The following is a 17,710-nucleotide window of genomic DNA, read 5'->3' as shown; positions in this document are numbered from 1 at the left end:
GATCAGTTCGACGCGCGCCCTAGCGCACGGGCCAGTTGCGAGTTCGTGCGTTCGACGCGCGCGGCTAGTTCGCGCATGATCTGCACCGCCATCTCGGGAAACTCACGCACCAACCGGAAGAAAAGCTCTTTAGAGATGCGGAGCACCGTTACGTCGGTGAGCGCACGGACCGTCGCGGTTCGTGGGACGTCGCACAGGATCGCAATTTCGCCGACGAAATCGTGTTTCTTCGCCTTCGCGACCGATGTCATCGTCTCAGCAGCAGTCGAGATCAGGACGTCGCATTCGCCATCGATAATGATGAATGCCGCATCGCCCATGTCGCCTTCACTGCACAGGTCCTGATCTTTGCGGAACGTCAGACGCTCACTGGTGAACGCCAAGAGTTTCAATTTGGACGGTTCCAGATTCGCGAACAGCGGCACGTTGCGCAGCAGTTCGACTTCTTCGTTCAGACTCACACGTTTCTCCCCTAAGAAACTTTATCGTCGATGAGTTTGGCAAAACCGTCGCCCGAGGCATCGAGCTCCTCGTAGGTCCCTGACTTAACCATCTTACCGCTTCTCATCACCACCACACGATCGAACAGCGCCGCCATTTCAGCCGACTGTACCAGCCAAACCAATCCGCGCCCTTCGAACTCCTTGGTGACCCGGCCGGCGATCCGCCCTAGGGTCCCCGGATCGACCGATGCGAGACCGTCGGCTACGACCAGGAGATCCGGGCGTTTGATCACCGAACGGGCTAGAATCAACTTTTGCCGTTGGGCCGGGGTCAGCCGCGTCCCCCCAATTCCAACATGGAAATTGAGACCCACCCGCACCACCGTCTCGCGCAGGCCGGTCTCGGCAATCACGTCGGAAAGCAACTGGCCGACCCGCGACGCGGCCTCGGCCTCACCGTAGGAAACCTTACCGAACAAAATATTGTCCTGCAGGTTGCTCGCGGCAATGTAGTTGTCAGCTTCGTAAAATTCGATCTTGCCGCGGAGGTCGTCCGGCATGTTCTCCGAGAACATCTTGCGCGCCTCGAGAACCAGCGCTTGAAAATCCTCGTTCACAACACCTAGGCGATGGCGCGCCGGGATTAAGAGGAACGGCAAAGACAGAAGCCGCGATCGCTCGTCGGGCTTGAGTTGGTCGAGGTGATCCTTGCCGACGCGGCCCAGAATGGCCTGATAGACCGGCAAATCTTCCGACGAAATAAAGCTGAACTGCTGGAAGAATTCGTGGTCGGGCGGCAGGTCGGCGAAGAGTTCGACCATCGTCGCGGCAACTTGATGGCCGGTTTGAAGCATCCGCTCGGTCAAGCCCGCCTTATCCAATACCTCAAGCACGTAAGGGTTCTCGCCCAACCGGTCCATGTTGAACGCATCCCCGACCGGATTGCCGAACAGCAGGTTCTCGCCCACCGTCGCGTTGCGGTTGTAGAGGGCTAGATCGAAGCGTTCGACGAGGTGCCCCGCGGTTTCGTCCGCATCGAGCCGTTCGCGAAGTCGAATGCGTGCGCGCAACACCGCCGCGGCGATTTCGGGTTCGGATGTCGGGTCGATCAAGCCGCGCAGACCGAACTGATAGACGTCGCTCGTCAGTTCAACCATATCGAGGACATCGAGGGCGCGCTCGGCCAAGGTTTCTGCACCGTCGGTCCCCGCCGCCGCGTAGTCGGTCCACTCCGCGCCCATGTCGTCGACGGCATTGCCGGACGCTTCGGCCTCGGCCATCGCCGCTTCATGCGTCCGCGCAGCCTCTTCGTCTTTGTTTTCCCCGAGCTGCCGATGCCGCAGCCCGTAATACAGGTTGTCGCCGACCGTTGCGGCAAAGACGAACCCACCGGGGCCGACATAGGCCATACGCCGGCCGACAACGGCTTCGGGTGCAGTCGCCAAGTCGGTCCCGCCGACGGTGATCGATCCCGATGAAGGTAAGACCAAGCGCGCTAGCAGCATGGCGACATCTTCGCGCCCGCTGCCCGGCGAACCGACGAGCGCCAATCGCTCGCCTAGACTGAACTTCAGGTTGGCGCTATCGACGACCGCGGTTTCCTGATCGTCATACAGTGTGACATTGACCAATGCCGCGTCGCCCCGCAGAGGCTCGACCGTCTCCGGTTCGCGGTCTTGCATTTCGGCGTCGAGCAGACCGGCCGGTTCGAACTGCGAGATCACCACCTCGTATTTGATCCGCGCATCAGCCTGCTGTTGGTAGTAGTTCAGCAATTCCTTCCAAGGTGCGGCGAGATCCTTGTGCGCCGTGATCGCCGCCACCAGGGTTCCGACCTCAAGTTGACCGTTGATCGCGAGGTAGCCACCGATCGAGTAGAAAAAGAACGGTCCGAGCTGCTGGATAAAGTTATTGAGAAATTTGATGACGAATTTTTGCCGGTAGATCTTGTAGCGAACCGTGAAGATCGCCCCCAACCGGCGCGAGAACTCCGCACGTTCGCGGCGCGACGTATCGTGGACATGGATGTCCTCGACGCCGTTCACCGTTTCGCCGATCCGATCGGAAAGCTGACGCACCAAGCGGACACGTTCCTTGCCAAGCAGATTCACCCGGCGCTGGAGCTTGGGAATGATATAGAGCTGCAACGGGTACAGAGCGACCGCCGCCGCCGCCATCCGCCAGTCCTGGGCAAACAGGAACCCTAGAATGACCAGCAGTTGGCCGCCCTGGAACGCGGGCTGCGAATAGGCATCGCCGATAAAGCCGCCAAGCGGCTCGACCTCGGCCGTGATCATCGGGATGATCTCGCCCTGGGACATGTTCCGGAAAGTGCTCTTGGGGAAGCGTAGGACCCGGCTGTAGAGGTCGTAGCGCAACCGCCGCAGCATCCGCTCGCCGGTCAATCCCTTGTAAACGTTGATGACGTACTTGAAGCCCTGGTTGATTAGAACCAGCACCAAGAACAGTCCGCACAGCGAAAACAACCAAGGCAGTTGGCCGACGTCGGGGATTCCGATTGCGCTCAGGTCGAACCCAAACAACTCAAACGGGCGTGGGAAGTCCTCCGGGTTTGCCTGGATCGCTTTGTTGATGATGAGCTTGGGCAACTCATAGAAAGCGTACACAAAGGGGAAAGAAATGGCGGCCAGCATGGTCAAGTTGAGCTGTTGCCGCGCGCTGTAGCGCAGGATGTACTTGAAAATACTATGTTCCATGAACGCGCTCGCCCCGCCCGGTACCGCCCCCCACCGCGGGCACCGTTCCTACACTTTGTCTAAGCTTCGGCAGCATAGACAAAATTTGCGTTTGGGCCAGCCTTTGCGGCTATGCCATAGTCCCGGCCATGCGACGAGAGGAAACCAAGCGGCGGGACGGAGACGGGGCCAGCGCCCGCGTCCTGATCTACAGCCACGACACCATGGGCCTGGGTCATTTGCGGCGATGTCGCGCGATCGCCCATTCGTTGGTCCGCGAGTACGAGCACCTCTCGGTCTTGATCCTGTCGGGGTCGCCCATTATCGGGAGTTTCGATTTTCGCGCGCGGGTTGATTTCGTCCGAGTGCCAGGCGTCATCAAATTGCGCAACGGCGAATACACGACGTTGAACCTCGACATCGACCTCGAGAAAACGCTATCGATGCGCTCGTCGATCATCCGCCACACCGCGGATATTTTCGACCCCGATGTCTTCATCGTCGACAAGGAACCTTTGGGTCTGCGCGGCGAGGTGACCGAAACTCTTGAAATGCTCAAGGAGCGCGGCACCCGCTTGGTGCTCGGCCTGCGCGACGTGATGGACTCGCCGACGCTGCTTGCCCCAGAATGGCAGCGCAAGAACGCGATGCCCGCGCTGCGCCGTCTCTATGACGAAATCTGGATCTACGGTTTGCCGCAGATCTGTGAGCCGTTGGCCGATCTGCCGATGCCCCGCAGCGTCGCCGACAAGATGACCTATACCGGTTACCTGCGCCGCAACGTCCCACAGACGGCATTGCCGCGGGCGGCGCCCGAGGTGACCAAAGAACCCTACCTTCTGGTGACAACCGGTGGCGGCGGCGACGGCGAGGAACTCATCGAGTGGGTGTTGCGCGCCTACGAAAGCGATCCGTTGTTGCCCTACCCGGCGCTTTTGGTGTTGGGGCCATTCATGCAGCCCGAACGCCAGGACGACTTCAAGCGGCGAGCCTCCAAGTTAAAGCGGGTCGAGGCAATCACCTTTGACCCGCAGATGGAATCGCTGGAAGCGAATGCCGCCGGGATTATCGCTATGGGCGGCTACAACACGTTTTGCGAAATCCTCTCGCTCGATAAACGCGCGATCGTCGTGCCGCGCACCGAACCGCGCATGGAGCAGTACATTCGCGCTTCGCGCGCACAGGAACTCGGCCTGATCCGGATGCTCGAAGCCACCGGAACGCTGGACCCCAAGATCATGGCCGCCGCTATTCGCGCGCTGCCACGGCAAAAATGCCCGTCGGACGTCGTGGTGCCCGGTCTCCTGGAAGGCCTGGAAAACGTCAACCGCCTAATTCAGCCCTGGGTGACCGATGTGGCCACGGCCGCAAACGACGATCAGATTCCCCGCCAGGCGTGACCCCGTGGCTTCGGTGACCGGCCCGGTCGCATTCGTTCTCAAGGGATATCCCAGACTTTCCGAGACCTTCATCGCCCAGGAGATTCGCGCCCTTGAAGCGCGCGGCCTCGACATCCGCATCGTCTCGCTGCGCCGGCCGACCGACCCGGCGACCCACCCGATTCACCGCGAAATCCGCGCACCCGTGCTGTACCTCCCAGAATACCTCTACCAGGAACCGCTGCGCGTTTTGCGCGGATGGCGTGCGGCGCGCAAGCTGCCGGGCTACCGCGCGGCGCAGCGTCTGTGGTGGCGCGACCTTCGCCGCGACGCGACGCCCAACCGCATACGCCGTTTCGGCCAGGCACTGGTTCTGGCTACCGAGGCACCCACGACCATCGTGCGGTTGCATGCCCACTTCATGCACACACCCGGCTCGGTCGCGCGTTACGCCGCGGTCATGCGCGGTCTACCGTTTTCCTTCTCCGCCCACGCAAAGGACATCTGGACCATTCCAACTTGGGAGAAACGCGAGAAGCTGGCCGATGCCGACTGGGTCGTCACTTGCACAGCGGGGCACCGCGACCATCTTGCGGGGCTGGCGCCGGTGGGCAGAGTCGCGCTGTCCTATCACGGTCTCGACCTCGAGCGTTTCCCGCCGGCGCCCGGCAGCCGCGCGATGAACGATGGCAGCGACCCCTACAATCCCGTGGTGATTCTGTCGGTCGGCCGCGCCGTTGAGAAAAAAGGATATGACATCTTGCTCCAGGCGCTGGCGCGAATCCCGGCGACGGTGCATTGGCGCTTTGTCCACGTCGGTGGCGGCGCACTGTCCGCTGCGTTGCGCGGCCTCGCCCGCGACCTGCATGTCGCCGACCATGTCGATTTCCGCGGCGCCCTCGCCCAAGCCGATGTGCTGCAGCTGTACCGCGAGGCCGATCTCTTCGTGTTGGCCAGCCGCGTGGCGCAGAGCGGCGACCGCGACGGCCTGCCCAACGTCCTCATGGAAGCCCAAAGCCAGGGTCTGGCTTGTATCGCCAGCGATACCGCCGCGATTCCCGAGCTCATCGCCGACCGCGAAACCGGGCGCTTGGTTCCCCCCGACCGCCCCCAGGCGCTGGCCGATGCGCTGGTCGAGTTAATCAGCGATCCGACGTTGCGGGTACGGCTCGGCGCGGCGGGCGAACGGCGCGTACGAACCCAGTTTGGGATCGATCCGGGTCTCGCCGTCCTTGCCGAGCGCTTCGGGCTGCGCCGCCGCCTTGCCGCCGAGTAATATGCGCGCCGCGTTCTATGCACCGATGAAGCCTCCCGGCCACGCGGTCCCCTCCGGCGACCGCAGCATCGCACGGCTGTTCTTGGCGGCGCTTGGCCAAGCCGGCTACACGGCGACGGTCGCCTCCGATCTACGCACGTGGACCCGCGACCCAGGTGGGACTCCTGCATGCCGACAGGCAGCCGCACGCGAGGCCGAGCGGCTGATCGCGGCCTGGCGCAACGATCCCCCCGATCTGTGGTTCACCTACCATGTCTATTACAAGGCACCCGACTGGATCGGCCCAGCCGTGTGCAAAGCCTTGGCGATCCCCTACGTCATCGCGGAGGCTTCCCATGCGCCCAAGCGCGCGAACGGTCCCTGGGCGCTCGGCCACGACGCGACCGGCGCGGCCATTGCCGCCGCTGACTTGATCCTCAGCCCGACGCGGCTCGACATGAACTGCATTACCCCTTTGATTCGGGTGCCCCAGCGCAATGTGTTCTTTCCCCCCTTTATCGACCACACCCCCTACGCCGCTGCGGCAGCGCAGCGACAGGCCTGGCGGGAACGTCTCGCAACCGACTACGCCCTCGACCCCGGCACCCCCTGGCTCCTGACCGTCGCGATGATGCGGGAGGATGCCAAGCGGGACTCCTACCGGGTGATTGCCCAGATCCTCGCCGAGATCGGACCGAGCGATTTCGGATATCTTATTGTCGGCGACGGACCGGCAGCGGCAGAAATTAAGGCCGCGCTGGCACCTTGGAATGACCGGGTCCGGTTTGTTGGCGCCTGCGCCCCCGAGGATCTGCCGCCCTTTTATGCCGCCGCCGACGTCTATCTGTGGCCCGCGGTCGACGAGGCTTTCGGCATGGCGTTTCTTGAAGCCCAGGCCGCCGGGTGCCCGGTCGTCGGCGGGAATGAGCGCGGCGTCCCCGACGTTGTCGAAGACGGGGTGACCGGTCTCCTTGGGCCACCCCGCAACGCCAGGGGCCTCGCGGTGATGACCAAACAGCTCCTCAAGGACGCGGCCCTCCGGGCGACGATGGCGCGCGAAGCCGCGGCATTCGTCGCTCATGCGCGGTCTTTGCAGCCCGCCGCCACGCGCCTTCGCGACCTTCTAGCCCCCCTGCACCAGGGCCCGCCATGACTTTGCTGGCGCTGATTCGTCACGGCCCGACAACTTGGAATGCACAAAAACGTACGCAAGGCCGGACCGATGTCCCCCTCGACGACGCGGGCCGCGCGGCGGTGGCGCAGTGGCGTTTGCCCACCGGCCTCGAAGGACTATCGGTCTATGCAAGCCCGCTCGAGCGCGCGCAGGAGACCGCCGCCTTGCTGTGTGGTGGGAGCCAGGTCGAGCCGCGCCTGATCGAAATGTCCTGGGGCAGTTGGGAAGGCCGGACGATCGCCGATCTGCGCGCGACCCACGGCGTTAAAATGACTGAGAACGAAGACCGAGGTTTTGACTTCCGCCCCGACGGCGGCGAATCGCCGCGCGAGGTGCTGGCCCGAATCCGGCCCTGGATCGAAGAGCTCGCCGCGCGCGACGAGGCGGCCGTAGCGGTCACCCACCTCGGCGTGATCAGGGTCGTGATGGCAACCGCGTTTGGCTGGTCGATGGTTGGCAAGCCGCCGATAAAACTGCACCGCGCAGCGGCCCACCTGTTCGATATCGCGCCCGGAACCGTTAGGGTGCGCCAGATGAACATTCCCCTGTCGGCAGATTCGCGATGAGCGCGCGCCGGGTCTTCTTTTATGTCCAGCACCTGCTCGGAATCGGTCACCTAAAGCGGGCCGCGACGATTGCCAGGGCGCTGGAAGAGAAAGGGCTCGCGGTCACGGTCGTCTCCGGCGGCAACGACATTCCCGGTCTCAATATCGGCGCAGCCCATCTGGTGCAGCTGCCATCGACCCGCGCCACCGACCTTTTCTTCAAGCAACTCGTGGACGAGGACGACCGTCCGATCGACACCGACTGGAAGCAGCGGCGTGCCGACGCACTGTTCGAGGCCTACCGCGCCGCCGACGCTCACGTTTTGATGTTCGAACTGTTCCCGTTCGGTCGCCGGCAAATGCGATTCGAAATAGAACCCGTGCTGCACCACGCGGTCGCGAGCGCTCGGCGCCCGGTCGTCGTCTCCTCGGTGCGCGACATTCTCGTTGCGCAGGACAAACCCGAACGCAACGAAGAAATGCTGGACCGGGTGGAGCGCTATTTCGACCGGGTTCTCGTCCACGGCGACGCGCGCTTGATCCCCTTCGACCGAACGTTTCCCCTGGCCGAGCGGATTCGCGACAAGCTGCACTACACCGGCTATGTCGTCGATCGCACCGGGCGCGGCGCGATCAACACCGGCCAAGGACGCGATGAGGTCCTTGTTTCCGCGGGCGGGGGCGCCGTGGGCGCCGATCTGCTGCGCACGGCGATTGCAGCGCGTCCGTTAAGCACCCTTCGGGATCGCACCTGGCGCATCTTGGTCGGGGTCAGTGTCGATCCAAGCGCGTTCGATGCCCTTGCCGCCCACGCCGGACCGGGCGTTATCGTCGAACGCGCCCGGCCGGATTTCACCGCGCTGATCACCAACGCCGCCTTGTCGATCAGCCAGGGCGGTTACAACACGGTAATGGAAGTTCTCGAGGCCGGAACGCGGGCAGTGATCGTTCCCTATGCCGGTGGTGCGGAAACAGAACAGACCTTGCGGGCCCGCGAACTCGCCCAGCGGACCCCGATCCAGGTCCTGGCCGAGGGCGCCTTGACCCCGGAAACGCTTGCCCAGGCGGTCGACAACGCGTGGCGCCAACCGCCGCCCGCCAACACGACGATCGACACCGACGGGGCAAACGTCACCGCCACGTTGATCGCGGGCTGGGCCGACGCTGTACCGTGGGCGTGACCGACCCCGATCCCTGGCAGGCCCTGCGCGACGAGTTGGGCCGATGGTCCACCGCCCCGGCGCTTTGGTTGCGCGACGACGACGCCACCGGGCCGGTGCCGGCGCTCGACACATTGCTTACGCTCTGCGCGGATCGCCACATTCCCCTTTGTCTCGCGGTCGTTCCAGGATCGCTCGCGCCGGGGTTCGCCGACTGGGTCTCGGGATACGCCGCCGACATTTCCGCCGTGCCGCACGGCTTTACCCATACAAACCATGCGCCGGCGGGGGCGAAGAAAGCTGAGTTTGGCGATCACCGTGACGCCGTGGCAATGGCATCCGAGCTGCGTCAGGGGTTGGATCGGGTCGCCGCCGCATTCGGTGACGCCAGCAGGCCGGTTTTCGTGCCGCCGTGGAACCGAATCGGTGCCCGGGCCACCGCAGCGCTTGCCGCCGCCGGCTACCGCGCCCTCTCCACCAAGGCCCCCCCAGGACACCCGCCGGTGACGGGCATCACAGTCATCGACGTTGAAATCGACATAATCGACTGGCGCGGTGACCGCGGTTATGCCGGCGACAGAGAGGTCGTTGGGTTGCTGCGGGATCGACTGGCGGCGTTGCGGCAACAGGGGAAGGTGGCCCGGTCGATCGGAATTCTGACCCATCACGCGGTTCACGATCCGGCGGCCTGGGCTTTTTTGGAAACGCTGTTCGAAGAGACTGCGACGAAGGTGCGCTGGCTCTCGGTTGACGACGCACTGGCGGCGACCGGGTGAAACGGTACCGATACCCGACCCGCGCTCTGGTCATTGACGACGCCAAAGCCGCCGTAGGCCTGATAATCTGCGCCGGCCCACTATTCTTGGATGATCTTTCGCGTTTCTGGCTCTATGTTTTTTCGGTACTGACGGCGTTATTTGTAGTTTTTGCGATCAGGACGGCAATCCGCCACACGCGGGTCATAGAACTGTCCGATAAGGGAGTGCGAACGCGGGGGCTAATGGCCACCGGGTTCGATTGGGAGGAAGTGGAGCGGATACAGCTTAGATACTACTCAACGCGTCGCGATCACGAACGCGGGTGGATGAGCCTTAAGCTCAGCAGCCCCGGTTCGTCGGTTGTGATCGATTCGTCGATAGCAGGCTTCGAGGACATCGCGCGCCAGGTGGCGGACGTGGCGCGCTACCGACAGATCGACCTCAGCCCAGCCAGTCGGGAGAATTTCGACGCCATGGGTATTTCGATACTTTGATGAAACAGCGGTAAGTACATGGGTAACGTTCTCCTCGTTCGTAATCTAAACGTCGACTTCATGGCGCCCGAAGGGCGTATCGAAGCCGTGCGAGGCGTTTCGTTTCGGGTGCCGCAGGGAAAGACCGTCGCGCTGGTCGGCGAATCGGGTTCGGGCAAATCCGTGGTCTCGCAGTCGATCATGGGTATCCTGCCGAAGGCCGGACGGATCACCGACGGCGAAATCGTTTTCTTCGATCCCGACAAACCACAAAGTTTCGTCGACATCGTTAAGCTCAAAGAGCCTGAAATTCGAAAACTGCGCGGCGGGCGCATTTCGATCATCTTCCAGGAACCGATGACGTCGCTATCGCCGCTGCACACGGTGGGCGATCAGATCAGCGAAGCATTCCTGCTCCACAACACAGCGACGCGGGCCGAAGGGATCGACGCAACCCGTGAAATGCTCAACATGGTGGGCTTTCCGAACGCGGCTCAAGCAGTGAAGACCTATCCGTTCGAGCTTTCCGGCGGCCTGCGCCAACGCGCGATGATCGCGATGGCATTGATTTGCCGGCCGGCCATGTTGATTGCCGACGAGCCGACCACGGCCCTGGACGTCACGATCCAGGGCCAGATTCTTCAACTGATGAAGGATCTCCAGGAGCAGCTTCGTATGGCGATCCTGATGATCACCCACGACCTCGGCGTCGTCGCCAACATGGCCGATGAAATCGTGGTCATGTACCACGGCCAGGTGATGGAACAGGGCACCCTGGATCACATTTTCCGCCAGGCGCAGCATCCCTATCTCAAAGCTTTGCTGAAGGCCGTGCCGCGGTTCGGCATGGCCCACGACGAACGTCTGGTGCCGATTCGCGAAATCAAAACCGAAGCCGGCAGCCTCTTGAAAACACGCGATCCCTGGCCCGAGGGCAGCGCGACAGATGCCCCGCTGTTGAGCGTGCGCAACCTCAAGAAGACGTTCCAAATTCGTAAGAAATCGTTGTTCGGCGGCAGCGACGCCGGCTCGGTGGTCGCGGTGGACAATGTCAGCTTCGACGTGCCCCTTGGCACCTGCGTCGGCTTGGTCGGCGAATCGGGTTGCGGCAAGACGACAACAAGCAAAATGATCATGCGCGCGCTGATGGCCGATAGCGGCGAAATTCTGTTTAACAATCGCGGGACCGCGGTCGACGTTCTCAAGCTGCGCGGGCCGGACCTTCTCAACTACCGCCGGCGTGTGCAGTACATCTTTCAAGACCCCTACAGCTCGCTTAATCCGCGCATGACCGTGTTCGACATCATCAGTGAACCGCTGGTGATTCATAAGATCGGCGATCCCGAGGAGCGCATGGAACGGGTGCGCGAGCTAATGACGTTAGTCGGGCTACCGGTGCCGTATCTGCGGCGCTATCCGCACTCCTTCTCCGGCGGTCAACGTCAGCGGATCGGCATTGCCCGGGCCTTGGCACTGCAGCCCGACTTATTGATTTGCGACGAGCCGGTGTCGGCGCTCGACGTCTCGATTCAGGCCCAGGTGCTCAACCTGCTTAAAGATCTCCAACAGGAACTCGGCCTCACCTATCTGTTCATCTCGCACAATCTTGCCGTGATCGACTACATCGCAGACCACGTCGTCGTCATGTGCGCGGGCCACATCGTCGAAAGTGCGCCGCGCGAGAATTTTTTCGCCAACCCGGTGCACCCCTACACCAAGGCCCTGCTCTCAGCGGTGCCTGACCCCAACCCGGACCGGCGCCTGGACTTTCGCGCGCTCCGGGAAAGCCAGGCATCGGACCCGCGCGCCTGGCCAGAGCCCTATGCCTTGAACGGGTCAAACCCGTCTCATATGGTCGATTTAGGTGACGGTCATTTCGTTAGGTCCGTCGACCAAACCCTCGCAATGGAGGACTTGCGCGCATGAGCCGACATCTTGGCTTTTTTCGCTCCATCCTTGGCGCTTCGGCGGCCCTGGTACTTACCGCCGGGCTCGCGCCGAGCCCCGCCGCGGCGGTCAATCTGGTCGAAACCCCCATGTTCCGCGACGCGGTCCGCGAGGGCACCCTGCCGCCGGTCGAGATGCGCGCGCCTGTTGAACCGTCGATCGTCGAATTTTCCGGCGACAAGCGGATCGGGCGCCACGGCGGCGAGATCAAGACGCTGGTAGGGCGAGCGCGCGATGTCCGCCTGCTCGTCGTCTACGGCTACGCGCGTCTGGTCGGATACAACGAGCACTTGGAGCTCGAGCCGGATTTGCTCCGCGCCGTCGATGTCGAGGACGACCGAATCTTCACCTTGCACCTGCGCAAGGGCCACAAGTGGTCGAGCGGCGACCCGTTTACCGCCGAGGATTTCCGCTATTGGTGGAAAGATGTCGCCAACAACGCCGAATTGTCCCCGTCCGGCCCGCCGGTCGACATGCTGGTCGATGGGGCAGCGCCGACCTTCGAGGTGATCGACGAGACCACGGTCCGCTACAGTTGGACCGGTCCCAATCCCTCGTTCCTTGCGCGACTTGCCGGCGCGTCGCCACTTTTCATCTACCGACCGTCGGCCTTTCTCAAGAAATACCACATCAAGTATGCGACGCCCGAGGAGTTGGAGACCAATGCAGGCGGCGCGCGGAGCTGGGCGTCCCAGCACAACCGCGTCGACAATCTCTACCAGTTCGACAACCCCGATCTGCCGACCTTGCAACCCTGGATGAACATCACCCGACCGCCGGCGAACCGGTTCGAGGCGGTGCGCAATCCTTACTACCACCGCGTCGATAGCGCCGGTCGGCAGCTCCCCTATGTCGATCGCATTTACATGAGCCAGGCGTCGGCGCAGTTGATCCCGGCAAAGGCGGGGTCGGGTGAAGTCGATCTCCAAGCGCGCGCGATCTTCTTCAATAACTTTCCCTTCCTGAAGCAGGGCGAGGAGCGCAACGACTACGAAACCTACCTGTGGCGAGAAGCTAAGGGTTCGCACGTCGCGCTGTTCCCGAACCTCAATATCGACGACCCCGAGTGGCGTGCGCTGTTTCGCGACGTTCGGTTTCGCCGCGCGCTCTCGCTCGCCATCGACCGCAGTTTGATCAACGAAGCGCTGTACTTTGGGCTGGCCTTCGAGGGCAATAATACCGTCCTCCCCGATAGCCCCCTCTTCAAAGAAGAGTACCAGTTGAAGTGGGCGACGTTCGATCCCGACCAGGCCGACGAGTTGCTCGACGCAATGGGCCTGACCGAACGTAACAGCGAAGGGACCCGCCTCCTGCCGGACGGACGACCGATCGAGATCGTCATCGAAACCGCCGGCGAAAGCACCGAGGAAACCGACGTCCTGCAATTGATTACGGAGTCCTGGGCGGATATCGGGGTCAAACTCTTCAGCAAGCCCTCGCAGCGCGAAGTTTTCCGCAACCGTATCTTTGCCGGCCAAACCCAGATGGCCGTTTGGACCGGGTGGGAAAACGGCGTACCGACGCCAAGTTTCGAGCCGCGCGAACTCGCGGTCACCTCGCAGCATCAGTACCAGTGGCCCCAGTGGGGGCAATACTACGAGACCAAAGGCAACAGCGGCGAGGCTGTCGATATGCCCGAAGTGGCGCAACTCAATGCGCTGCACCAAGAGTGGCTCGACGCGGAGTCGCGTGAAGCGCGCGAAGCGATCTGGCACAAGATGCTCGAGATCCATGCCGATCAAGTCTTCACCATCGGAATCGTCTCGGGCGTCAAACAGCCGATCGTCGTACGCAATGGTTTGCGTAACGTTCCGAAGGAAGGAATTTTTAACTGGGATCCCGGCGCCCACTTCGGGATCTATCGTCCCGACACGTTCTGGTTCGACAGGTAGGCAGGCAAGGCGCCCTCGATGTTCACCTATTTGGTACAACGCCTGCTGATCATGATCCCAACCCTGTTGGTGATCAGCTTCCTCGTCTTTGTCATCATCCAGCTGCCGCCCGGCGATTTTCTATCGAACCGGCTTATGGAACTACAGTCCCAAGGCGACAGTGCGGCCGCCGAGCGCATTCAATTCCTGCGCGCCCAGTACGGCTTGGATCGTTCGTTCATGGAGCAGTACCTGGTTTGGTTAGGCGTCTGGCCCGGTCCGGACGGGTTTTCCGGCATGCTCCAGGGCGACATGGGTCATTCGTTCGAGTTCGACCTGCCGGTGACCGCTGTGGTCGGCGACCGTCTCTGGTTGTCGGTCATCGTATCCTTCGCGACGATCATCTTTACCTGGCTGGTGTCGTTCCCGATCGGCGTCTATTCCGCGACGCATCAGTACAGTTGGGGCGACCATAGTTTAACGTTCATCGGGTTCCTCGGGCTCGCTACACCCAATTTCCTGCTGGCGCTTGTGTTGCTTTACCTCGCGAACGTGTGGTTCGGGACCGAGATCGGCGGCCTGATGGACGACCAGTACCTCGATCAGCCATGGAGTTTCGGCAAGTTCCTATCGGTTCTAGAACACCTCTGGGTACCGGTTGTCGTCATCGGGACCTCGGGCACGGCGGGCATGATTCGACGATTGCGCGCGAACCTGCTGGACGAATTGCAGAAACAATATGTGACGACGGGACGGGCCAAGGGGTTGGGGCGGTTTCGCCTCCTGGTGAAGTACCCGCTGCGGATGTCCCTCAATCCGTTTATCGCTGACATCGGTAACCTTCTACCGCAGGTCGTGTCCGGCGCTGCCATCGTTTCGGTGGTGCTGTCGCTACCGACCACCGGCCCGATGTTGCTCCAGGCGTTGGAATCGCAAGATCAGTTTCTGGCCGGTTCGTTTCTGATGGGTCTGGCGTTGCTGACCGTCATCGGCATGTTTCTGTCCGATGTCGCCCTGGCATTTCTTGACCCCCGTATCCGCCTTGGCGCGAGTGGTACCCGATGAGCGACCGTTCCGCCGACAAGCCGCTCGAACACTTCGTCAGCCGCGCGCCGTTCGACCCCGATTCCGTCGAGACCATGACGCCCGAACAGGAGCGTTTCTTCATGGCCTCGCAATGGAAAATGATGTGGTGGAAGCTCCTTCGCCACAAACTCGCCGTGGTATCGGGCGTGATCTTGCTCGCGCTCTACGCCTCGATTTTGATCAGCGAATTCCTCGCCCCCTACGAACTCAACTTCCGCGATCGGCGCCACATTTTCGCGCCGCCGCAGGGCATTCATCTCTTCCACGAAGGCAAATTCGTCGGCCCCTTCGTCTACGGCTACGATCAAAAACTCAACCTCGAAACGCTTCAACGCGAATACACGCCGAATCCGGACAAGGTCTATCGGCTGCGCTTTTTTTGCAGTGGCGATACCTACAAGTTCTGGGGCCAGATCGAGGGCAGCTTCCATTTTGTCTGCCCTGCTAAGGGCGGCACCTTCTTCCTTCTGGGCACCGACCGGCTCGGGCGCGACATGTTCTCGCGCATCGTTTACGGCACGCGCATATCGCTCACCGTCGGCTTGATCGGGATTACCATCAGTTTCCTGCTGGGTATTATCCTTGGCGGCCTCGCCGGCTACTACGGCGGCTGGGTCGACAGCCTGGTCCAACGCACTATCGAAATCATTCGATCGTTCCCGGAACTTCCGTTGTGGATGGCGCTGTCTGCGGCGCTACCTGTCACCTGGAGTCCGATTCTTATCTACTTCGGTATAACGATCATTCTCGGGTTGATCGATTGGACAGGATTGGCGCGCGCGGTTCGTTCCAAACTGCTTGCGCTGCGCGAAGAAGACTTCGCGACGGCGGCCGTCCTCCTGGGCGCTAGTCCGAAACGGGTGATCGGTCGCCACCTTCTGCCGAGTTTCATGAGCCACCTGATCGCTTCAGCCACGTTGTCGATCCCGTCGATGATCCTGGGCGAGACGGCGTTGTCGTTCCTGGGATTGGGGTTACGGCCACCGATCACCAGTTGGGGCGTTCTCTTGAACGAAGCCCAGAACATCAATGTCGTCGCGCTTCATCCGTGGCTGATGATTCCGGTGATCCCGGTGATCATCACGGTGCTCGCCTTGAACTTCTTCGGCGACGGTCTACGCGACGCCGCCGATCCCTACAAATAATCTATTCGGTCCGCAGCCAAAGACTGCTCTCGACCGCGCCCGGTGGTAACGGCAACCGCGCTAACACACTCGCCGCCACCGCGTCCTGCATGCGGGTCGCTACATAACGACTAGACCACATCGGCGAGAAACGCCCGCCCTGAAGCAACGCTGCCACGGCGAGTTGTTCGTTATAGCCGCGCCATTGCCACGTCGACGGATAGTCGTCGGGCAAGAAGACATCGTGGATATGGACAAGGACTCCCGCCGGCAGGCCCGGCAAAACGCGGTTGAAAAGCACGTCGACGTCGGTCCCGGGCATCATGATGTGGCTCGAATCGATAAACAGCACGTCGCCCGCCACGAGCGCCGCGAACACATCGGTGTCGACGCGCTGAACGGTGCGGCGTTGGACATCGATCGGGAGCGAATCGATCGCCGCACGCGGTGCGGGGTCGATCGCCGTAAAAGCGCAAGGGAATCCGCCGTCGGCGATGGCCTGCGCAAGAAACCTAGTCGAATGTCCCGATCCGACTTCGACGATACGCGCCGGTTGGTGTCGGCGAACCAAGGCATACGCCGCAGCGCCGTCGGCCCGGGGAAACCAATCTTGTTGCCACCGCGGCGCCGGTGCCGGTCCATTCAATGCAATGAGCGCCGCCGCCACGTCTTCGATCGTTTCGAGGGTTCGGGAAAATTCGGATTCGTACGTAGCAAAGCGTTCGGCAATCGCGTCGTAGACCGATTGACGCGGTGCGACCGATTCGGCGTAGCGGTAGGGAATGAAAAAGCCGCGACGGCCAAGACCTGTGACCGTCGATAGACCGAACCACAAATGACGCAGGTTCATCGCGGCCCTAGCGGATGTGCCGGGCAGCGCGCACGCGAATTATGCGAACGACGGTTCCGGATTGCCCGGGCGCAAGATCATGGTCTCGCGGGCAACGATGGAGCCCGGCCGTAGCGCGTCGACCTGTTTGGCAATGCCATCCATATAGTCGTCGCTGTGATCGGGGTCGTGGTGGAAGACACAGTATTGTTTGACGTTTGCCATATCGCACAGCCGCGCGCCTTCTTGCCAGCTCGAGTGCCCCCAACCGACGCGGTTCTTGTATTCCTCATCCGAGTACATCCCGTCGTAAACCACCAAGTCGGCGCCCTCGATCAACTTCAGAATGTTTTCGTCGGGTTGGCCCGGGGTGTGTTCCGTGTCGGTCAAATAGCAAATCGATTTTCCCTGGTAGTTCACCCGGTAGCCGGTCGCCCCGTTGGGATGATTGAGGACGCAGGTTTGGACCTCGACATCCGGATAGGGATGGAGCGTGCTCCCTGCCTCGAAATCGTGAAACGACAGCTTGCACTGAAAGATTTCCAGCGGCACCGGGAACAACGGCGCCATCATCAATTCGGTCAGCGCATAACGAATCGTGTGTTTGGGCAGAAGATGACCGGCCCAAATTTCGAATTCGTTGGTCGGCAGGAACGCCGGTCGGAAAAACGGGAGGCCGCATACATGATCGAAATGCGTATGCGTTAGATACAGGCTCGCCTTGAGATTCTTTTTACCCACAAGGCTATTACCGAGGTAACGCAAGCCCGTTCCCGCGTCGAACATCAACAGGTTGTCGCCGCACCAGATTTCTAGCGTGGACGTGTTACCGCCATATTTCATGATGTCCGGCGCTGAGCATGCAACGCTGCCGCGCACGCCCCAAAACCGGACAAAAAAGTCGTTACCAGACAAAATCGGGACTCCCGAGAAACGCCCGGCATTCTCGCTTACGGACCTGTGAATGAAA

At 61.8% G+C, this 17,710-nt stretch carries 15 protein-coding genes; 11 read left to right on the top strand and 4 right to left on the bottom strand.

The genetic code is table 11. From position 1 onward, the window contains the following. Positions 1–2: 2 nt before the first annotated feature. Positions 3–461 (bottom strand): cyclic nucleotide-binding domain-containing protein, encoded by a 459-nt coding sequence (locus tag RID42_04460; GenBank protein ID MEQ8246914.1) that lies wholly within the window; start codon positions 459–461, stop codon positions 3–5. Between the two features lie 11 nt (positions 462–472). Beyond that, positions 473–3,160 (bottom strand): ABC transporter ATP-binding protein, encoded by a 2,688-nt coding sequence (locus tag RID42_04455; GenBank protein MEQ8246913.1) that lies wholly within the window; start codon positions 3,158–3,160, stop codon positions 473–475. A 128-nt stretch (positions 3,161–3,288) separates the two neighbouring features. Between RID42_04455 and RID42_04450 the strand changes: the two genes are divergently transcribed. The 11 genes from RID42_04450 (at position 3,289) to RID42_04400 (ending at position 15,932) form a co-directional block, all read left to right on the top strand. Then, complete coding sequence (locus tag RID42_04450; GenBank protein ID MEQ8246912.1) at positions 3,289–4,539, top strand: glycosyltransferase; 1,251 nt, start codon at positions 3,289–3,291, stop codon at positions 4,537–4,539. A gap of 4 nt (positions 4,540–4,543) precedes the next feature. Then, the gene (locus tag RID42_04445) at positions 4,544–5,794 is read left to right on the top strand and encodes a glycosyltransferase family 4 protein (protein MEQ8246911.1); all 1,251 of its coding nucleotides are present in this window, start codon (positions 4,544–4,546) and stop codon (positions 5,792–5,794) included. Between the two features lies 1 nt (position 5,795). Further along, entirely contained in the window at positions 5,796–6,926 is a 1,131-nt protein-coding gene (locus RID42_04440) for a glycosyltransferase family 4 protein (GenBank protein MEQ8246910.1), read from the top strand. After that, complete coding sequence (locus RID42_04435; protein MEQ8246909.1) at positions 6,923–7,513, top strand: histidine phosphatase family protein; 591 nt, start codon at positions 6,923–6,925, stop codon at positions 7,511–7,513. The genes RID42_04440 and RID42_04435 overlap by 4 nt, the downstream gene beginning before the upstream one ends. Next, positions 7,510–8,673, top strand: a complete 1,164-nt coding sequence (locus RID42_04430; GenBank protein ID MEQ8246908.1) for a glycosyltransferase — start codon at positions 7,510–7,512, stop codon at positions 8,671–8,673. Before RID42_04435 ends, RID42_04430 begins: the two co-directional genes overlap by 4 nt. Beyond that, positions 8,670–9,428, top strand: a complete 759-nt coding sequence (locus RID42_04425) for a polysaccharide deacetylase (protein MEQ8246907.1) — start codon at positions 8,670–8,672, stop codon at positions 9,426–9,428. The genes RID42_04430 and RID42_04425 overlap by 4 nt, the downstream gene beginning before the upstream one ends. A 224-nt stretch (positions 9,429–9,652) precedes the next feature. Further along, entirely contained in the window at positions 9,653–9,904 is a 252-nt protein-coding gene (locus RID42_04420; GenBank protein MEQ8246906.1) for a hypothetical protein, read from the top strand. 18 nt (positions 9,905–9,922) lie between these two features. Further along, positions 9,923–11,809, top strand: a complete 1,887-nt coding sequence (locus RID42_04415) for an ABC transporter ATP-binding protein (protein MEQ8246905.1) — start codon at positions 9,923–9,925, stop codon at positions 11,807–11,809. Next, positions 11,806–13,722, top strand: coding sequence for an ABC transporter substrate-binding protein (locus RID42_04410; protein ID MEQ8246904.1), 1,917 nt, complete (start codon positions 11,806–11,808; stop codon positions 13,720–13,722). Before RID42_04415 ends, RID42_04410 begins: the two co-directional genes overlap by 4 nt. A gap of 18 nt (positions 13,723–13,740) precedes the next feature. Continuing rightward, positions 13,741–14,766: an ABC transporter permease gene (locus tag RID42_04405; protein MEQ8246903.1), complete on the top strand. Its 1,026-nt coding sequence runs from the start codon at positions 13,741–13,743 to the stop codon at positions 14,764–14,766. Further along, positions 14,763–15,932: an ABC transporter permease gene (locus RID42_04400; protein ID MEQ8246902.1), complete on the top strand. Its 1,170-nt coding sequence runs from the start codon at positions 14,763–14,765 to the stop codon at positions 15,930–15,932. Before RID42_04405 ends, RID42_04400 begins: the two co-directional genes overlap by 4 nt. Position 15,933: 1 nt before the next feature. Here RID42_04400 and RID42_04395 read toward each other — a convergent pair whose 3' ends face one another. Together RID42_04395 and RID42_04390 are read right to left on the bottom strand one after the other, a co-directional pair. Next, a complete protein-coding gene (locus RID42_04395) occupies positions 15,934–16,761 on the bottom strand; it encodes a class I SAM-dependent methyltransferase (protein MEQ8246901.1) in 828 nt (275 codons plus the stop codon). Between the two features lie 39 nt (positions 16,762–16,800). Beyond that, positions 16,801–17,655, bottom strand: a complete 855-nt coding sequence (locus RID42_04390; protein MEQ8246900.1) for an MBL fold metallo-hydrolase — start codon at positions 17,653–17,655, stop codon at positions 16,801–16,803. Between the last annotated feature and the right edge of the window lie 55 nt (positions 17,656–17,710).

Source organism: Alphaproteobacteria bacterium (genome assembly GCA_040216735.1).
Classification (GTDB): domain Bacteria; phylum Pseudomonadota; class Alphaproteobacteria; order SHVP01; family SHVP01; genus CALJDF01.
The sequence above is the reverse complement of the archived record's forward strand: the minus strand, read 5'-3'. Positions and strand labels throughout refer to the sequence as shown.

Excerpts from the sequence above, each read along its gene's own strand:
- RID42_04415 (MEQ8246905.1), top strand. The coding sequence starts at position 9,923 with ATGGGTAACGTTCTCCTCGTTCGTAATCTAAACGTCGACTTCATGGCG.
- RID42_04405 (MEQ8246903.1), top strand. The coding sequence starts at position 13,741 with ATGTTCACCTATTTGGTACAACGCCTGCTGATCATGATCCCAACCCTG.
- RID42_04455 (MEQ8246913.1), bottom strand. The coding sequence starts at position 3,160 with ATGGAACATAGTATTTTCAAGTACATCCTGCGCTACAGCGCGCGGCAA.
- RID42_04400 (MEQ8246902.1), top strand. The coding sequence starts at position 14,763 with ATGAGCGACCGTTCCGCCGACAAGCCGCTCGAACACTTCGTCAGCCGC.
- RID42_04435 (MEQ8246909.1), top strand. The coding sequence starts at position 6,923 with ATGACTTTGCTGGCGCTGATTCGTCACGGCCCGACAACTTGGAATGCA.
- RID42_04395 (MEQ8246901.1), bottom strand. The coding sequence starts at position 16,761 with ATGAACCTGCGTCATTTGTGGTTCGGTCTATCGACGGTCACAGGTCTT.
- RID42_04410 (MEQ8246904.1), top strand. The coding sequence starts at position 11,806 with ATGAGCCGACATCTTGGCTTTTTTCGCTCCATCCTTGGCGCTTCGGCG.
- RID42_04430 (MEQ8246908.1), top strand. The coding sequence starts at position 7,510 with ATGAGCGCGCGCCGGGTCTTCTTTTATGTCCAGCACCTGCTCGGAATC.
- RID42_04450 (MEQ8246912.1), top strand. The coding sequence starts at position 3,289 with ATGCGACGAGAGGAAACCAAGCGGCGGGACGGAGACGGGGCCAGCGCC.
- RID42_04440 (MEQ8246910.1), top strand. The coding sequence starts at position 5,796 with ATGCGCGCCGCGTTCTATGCACCGATGAAGCCTCCCGGCCACGCGGTC.
- RID42_04420 (MEQ8246906.1), top strand. The coding sequence starts at position 9,653 with ATGGCCACCGGGTTCGATTGGGAGGAAGTGGAGCGGATACAGCTTAGA.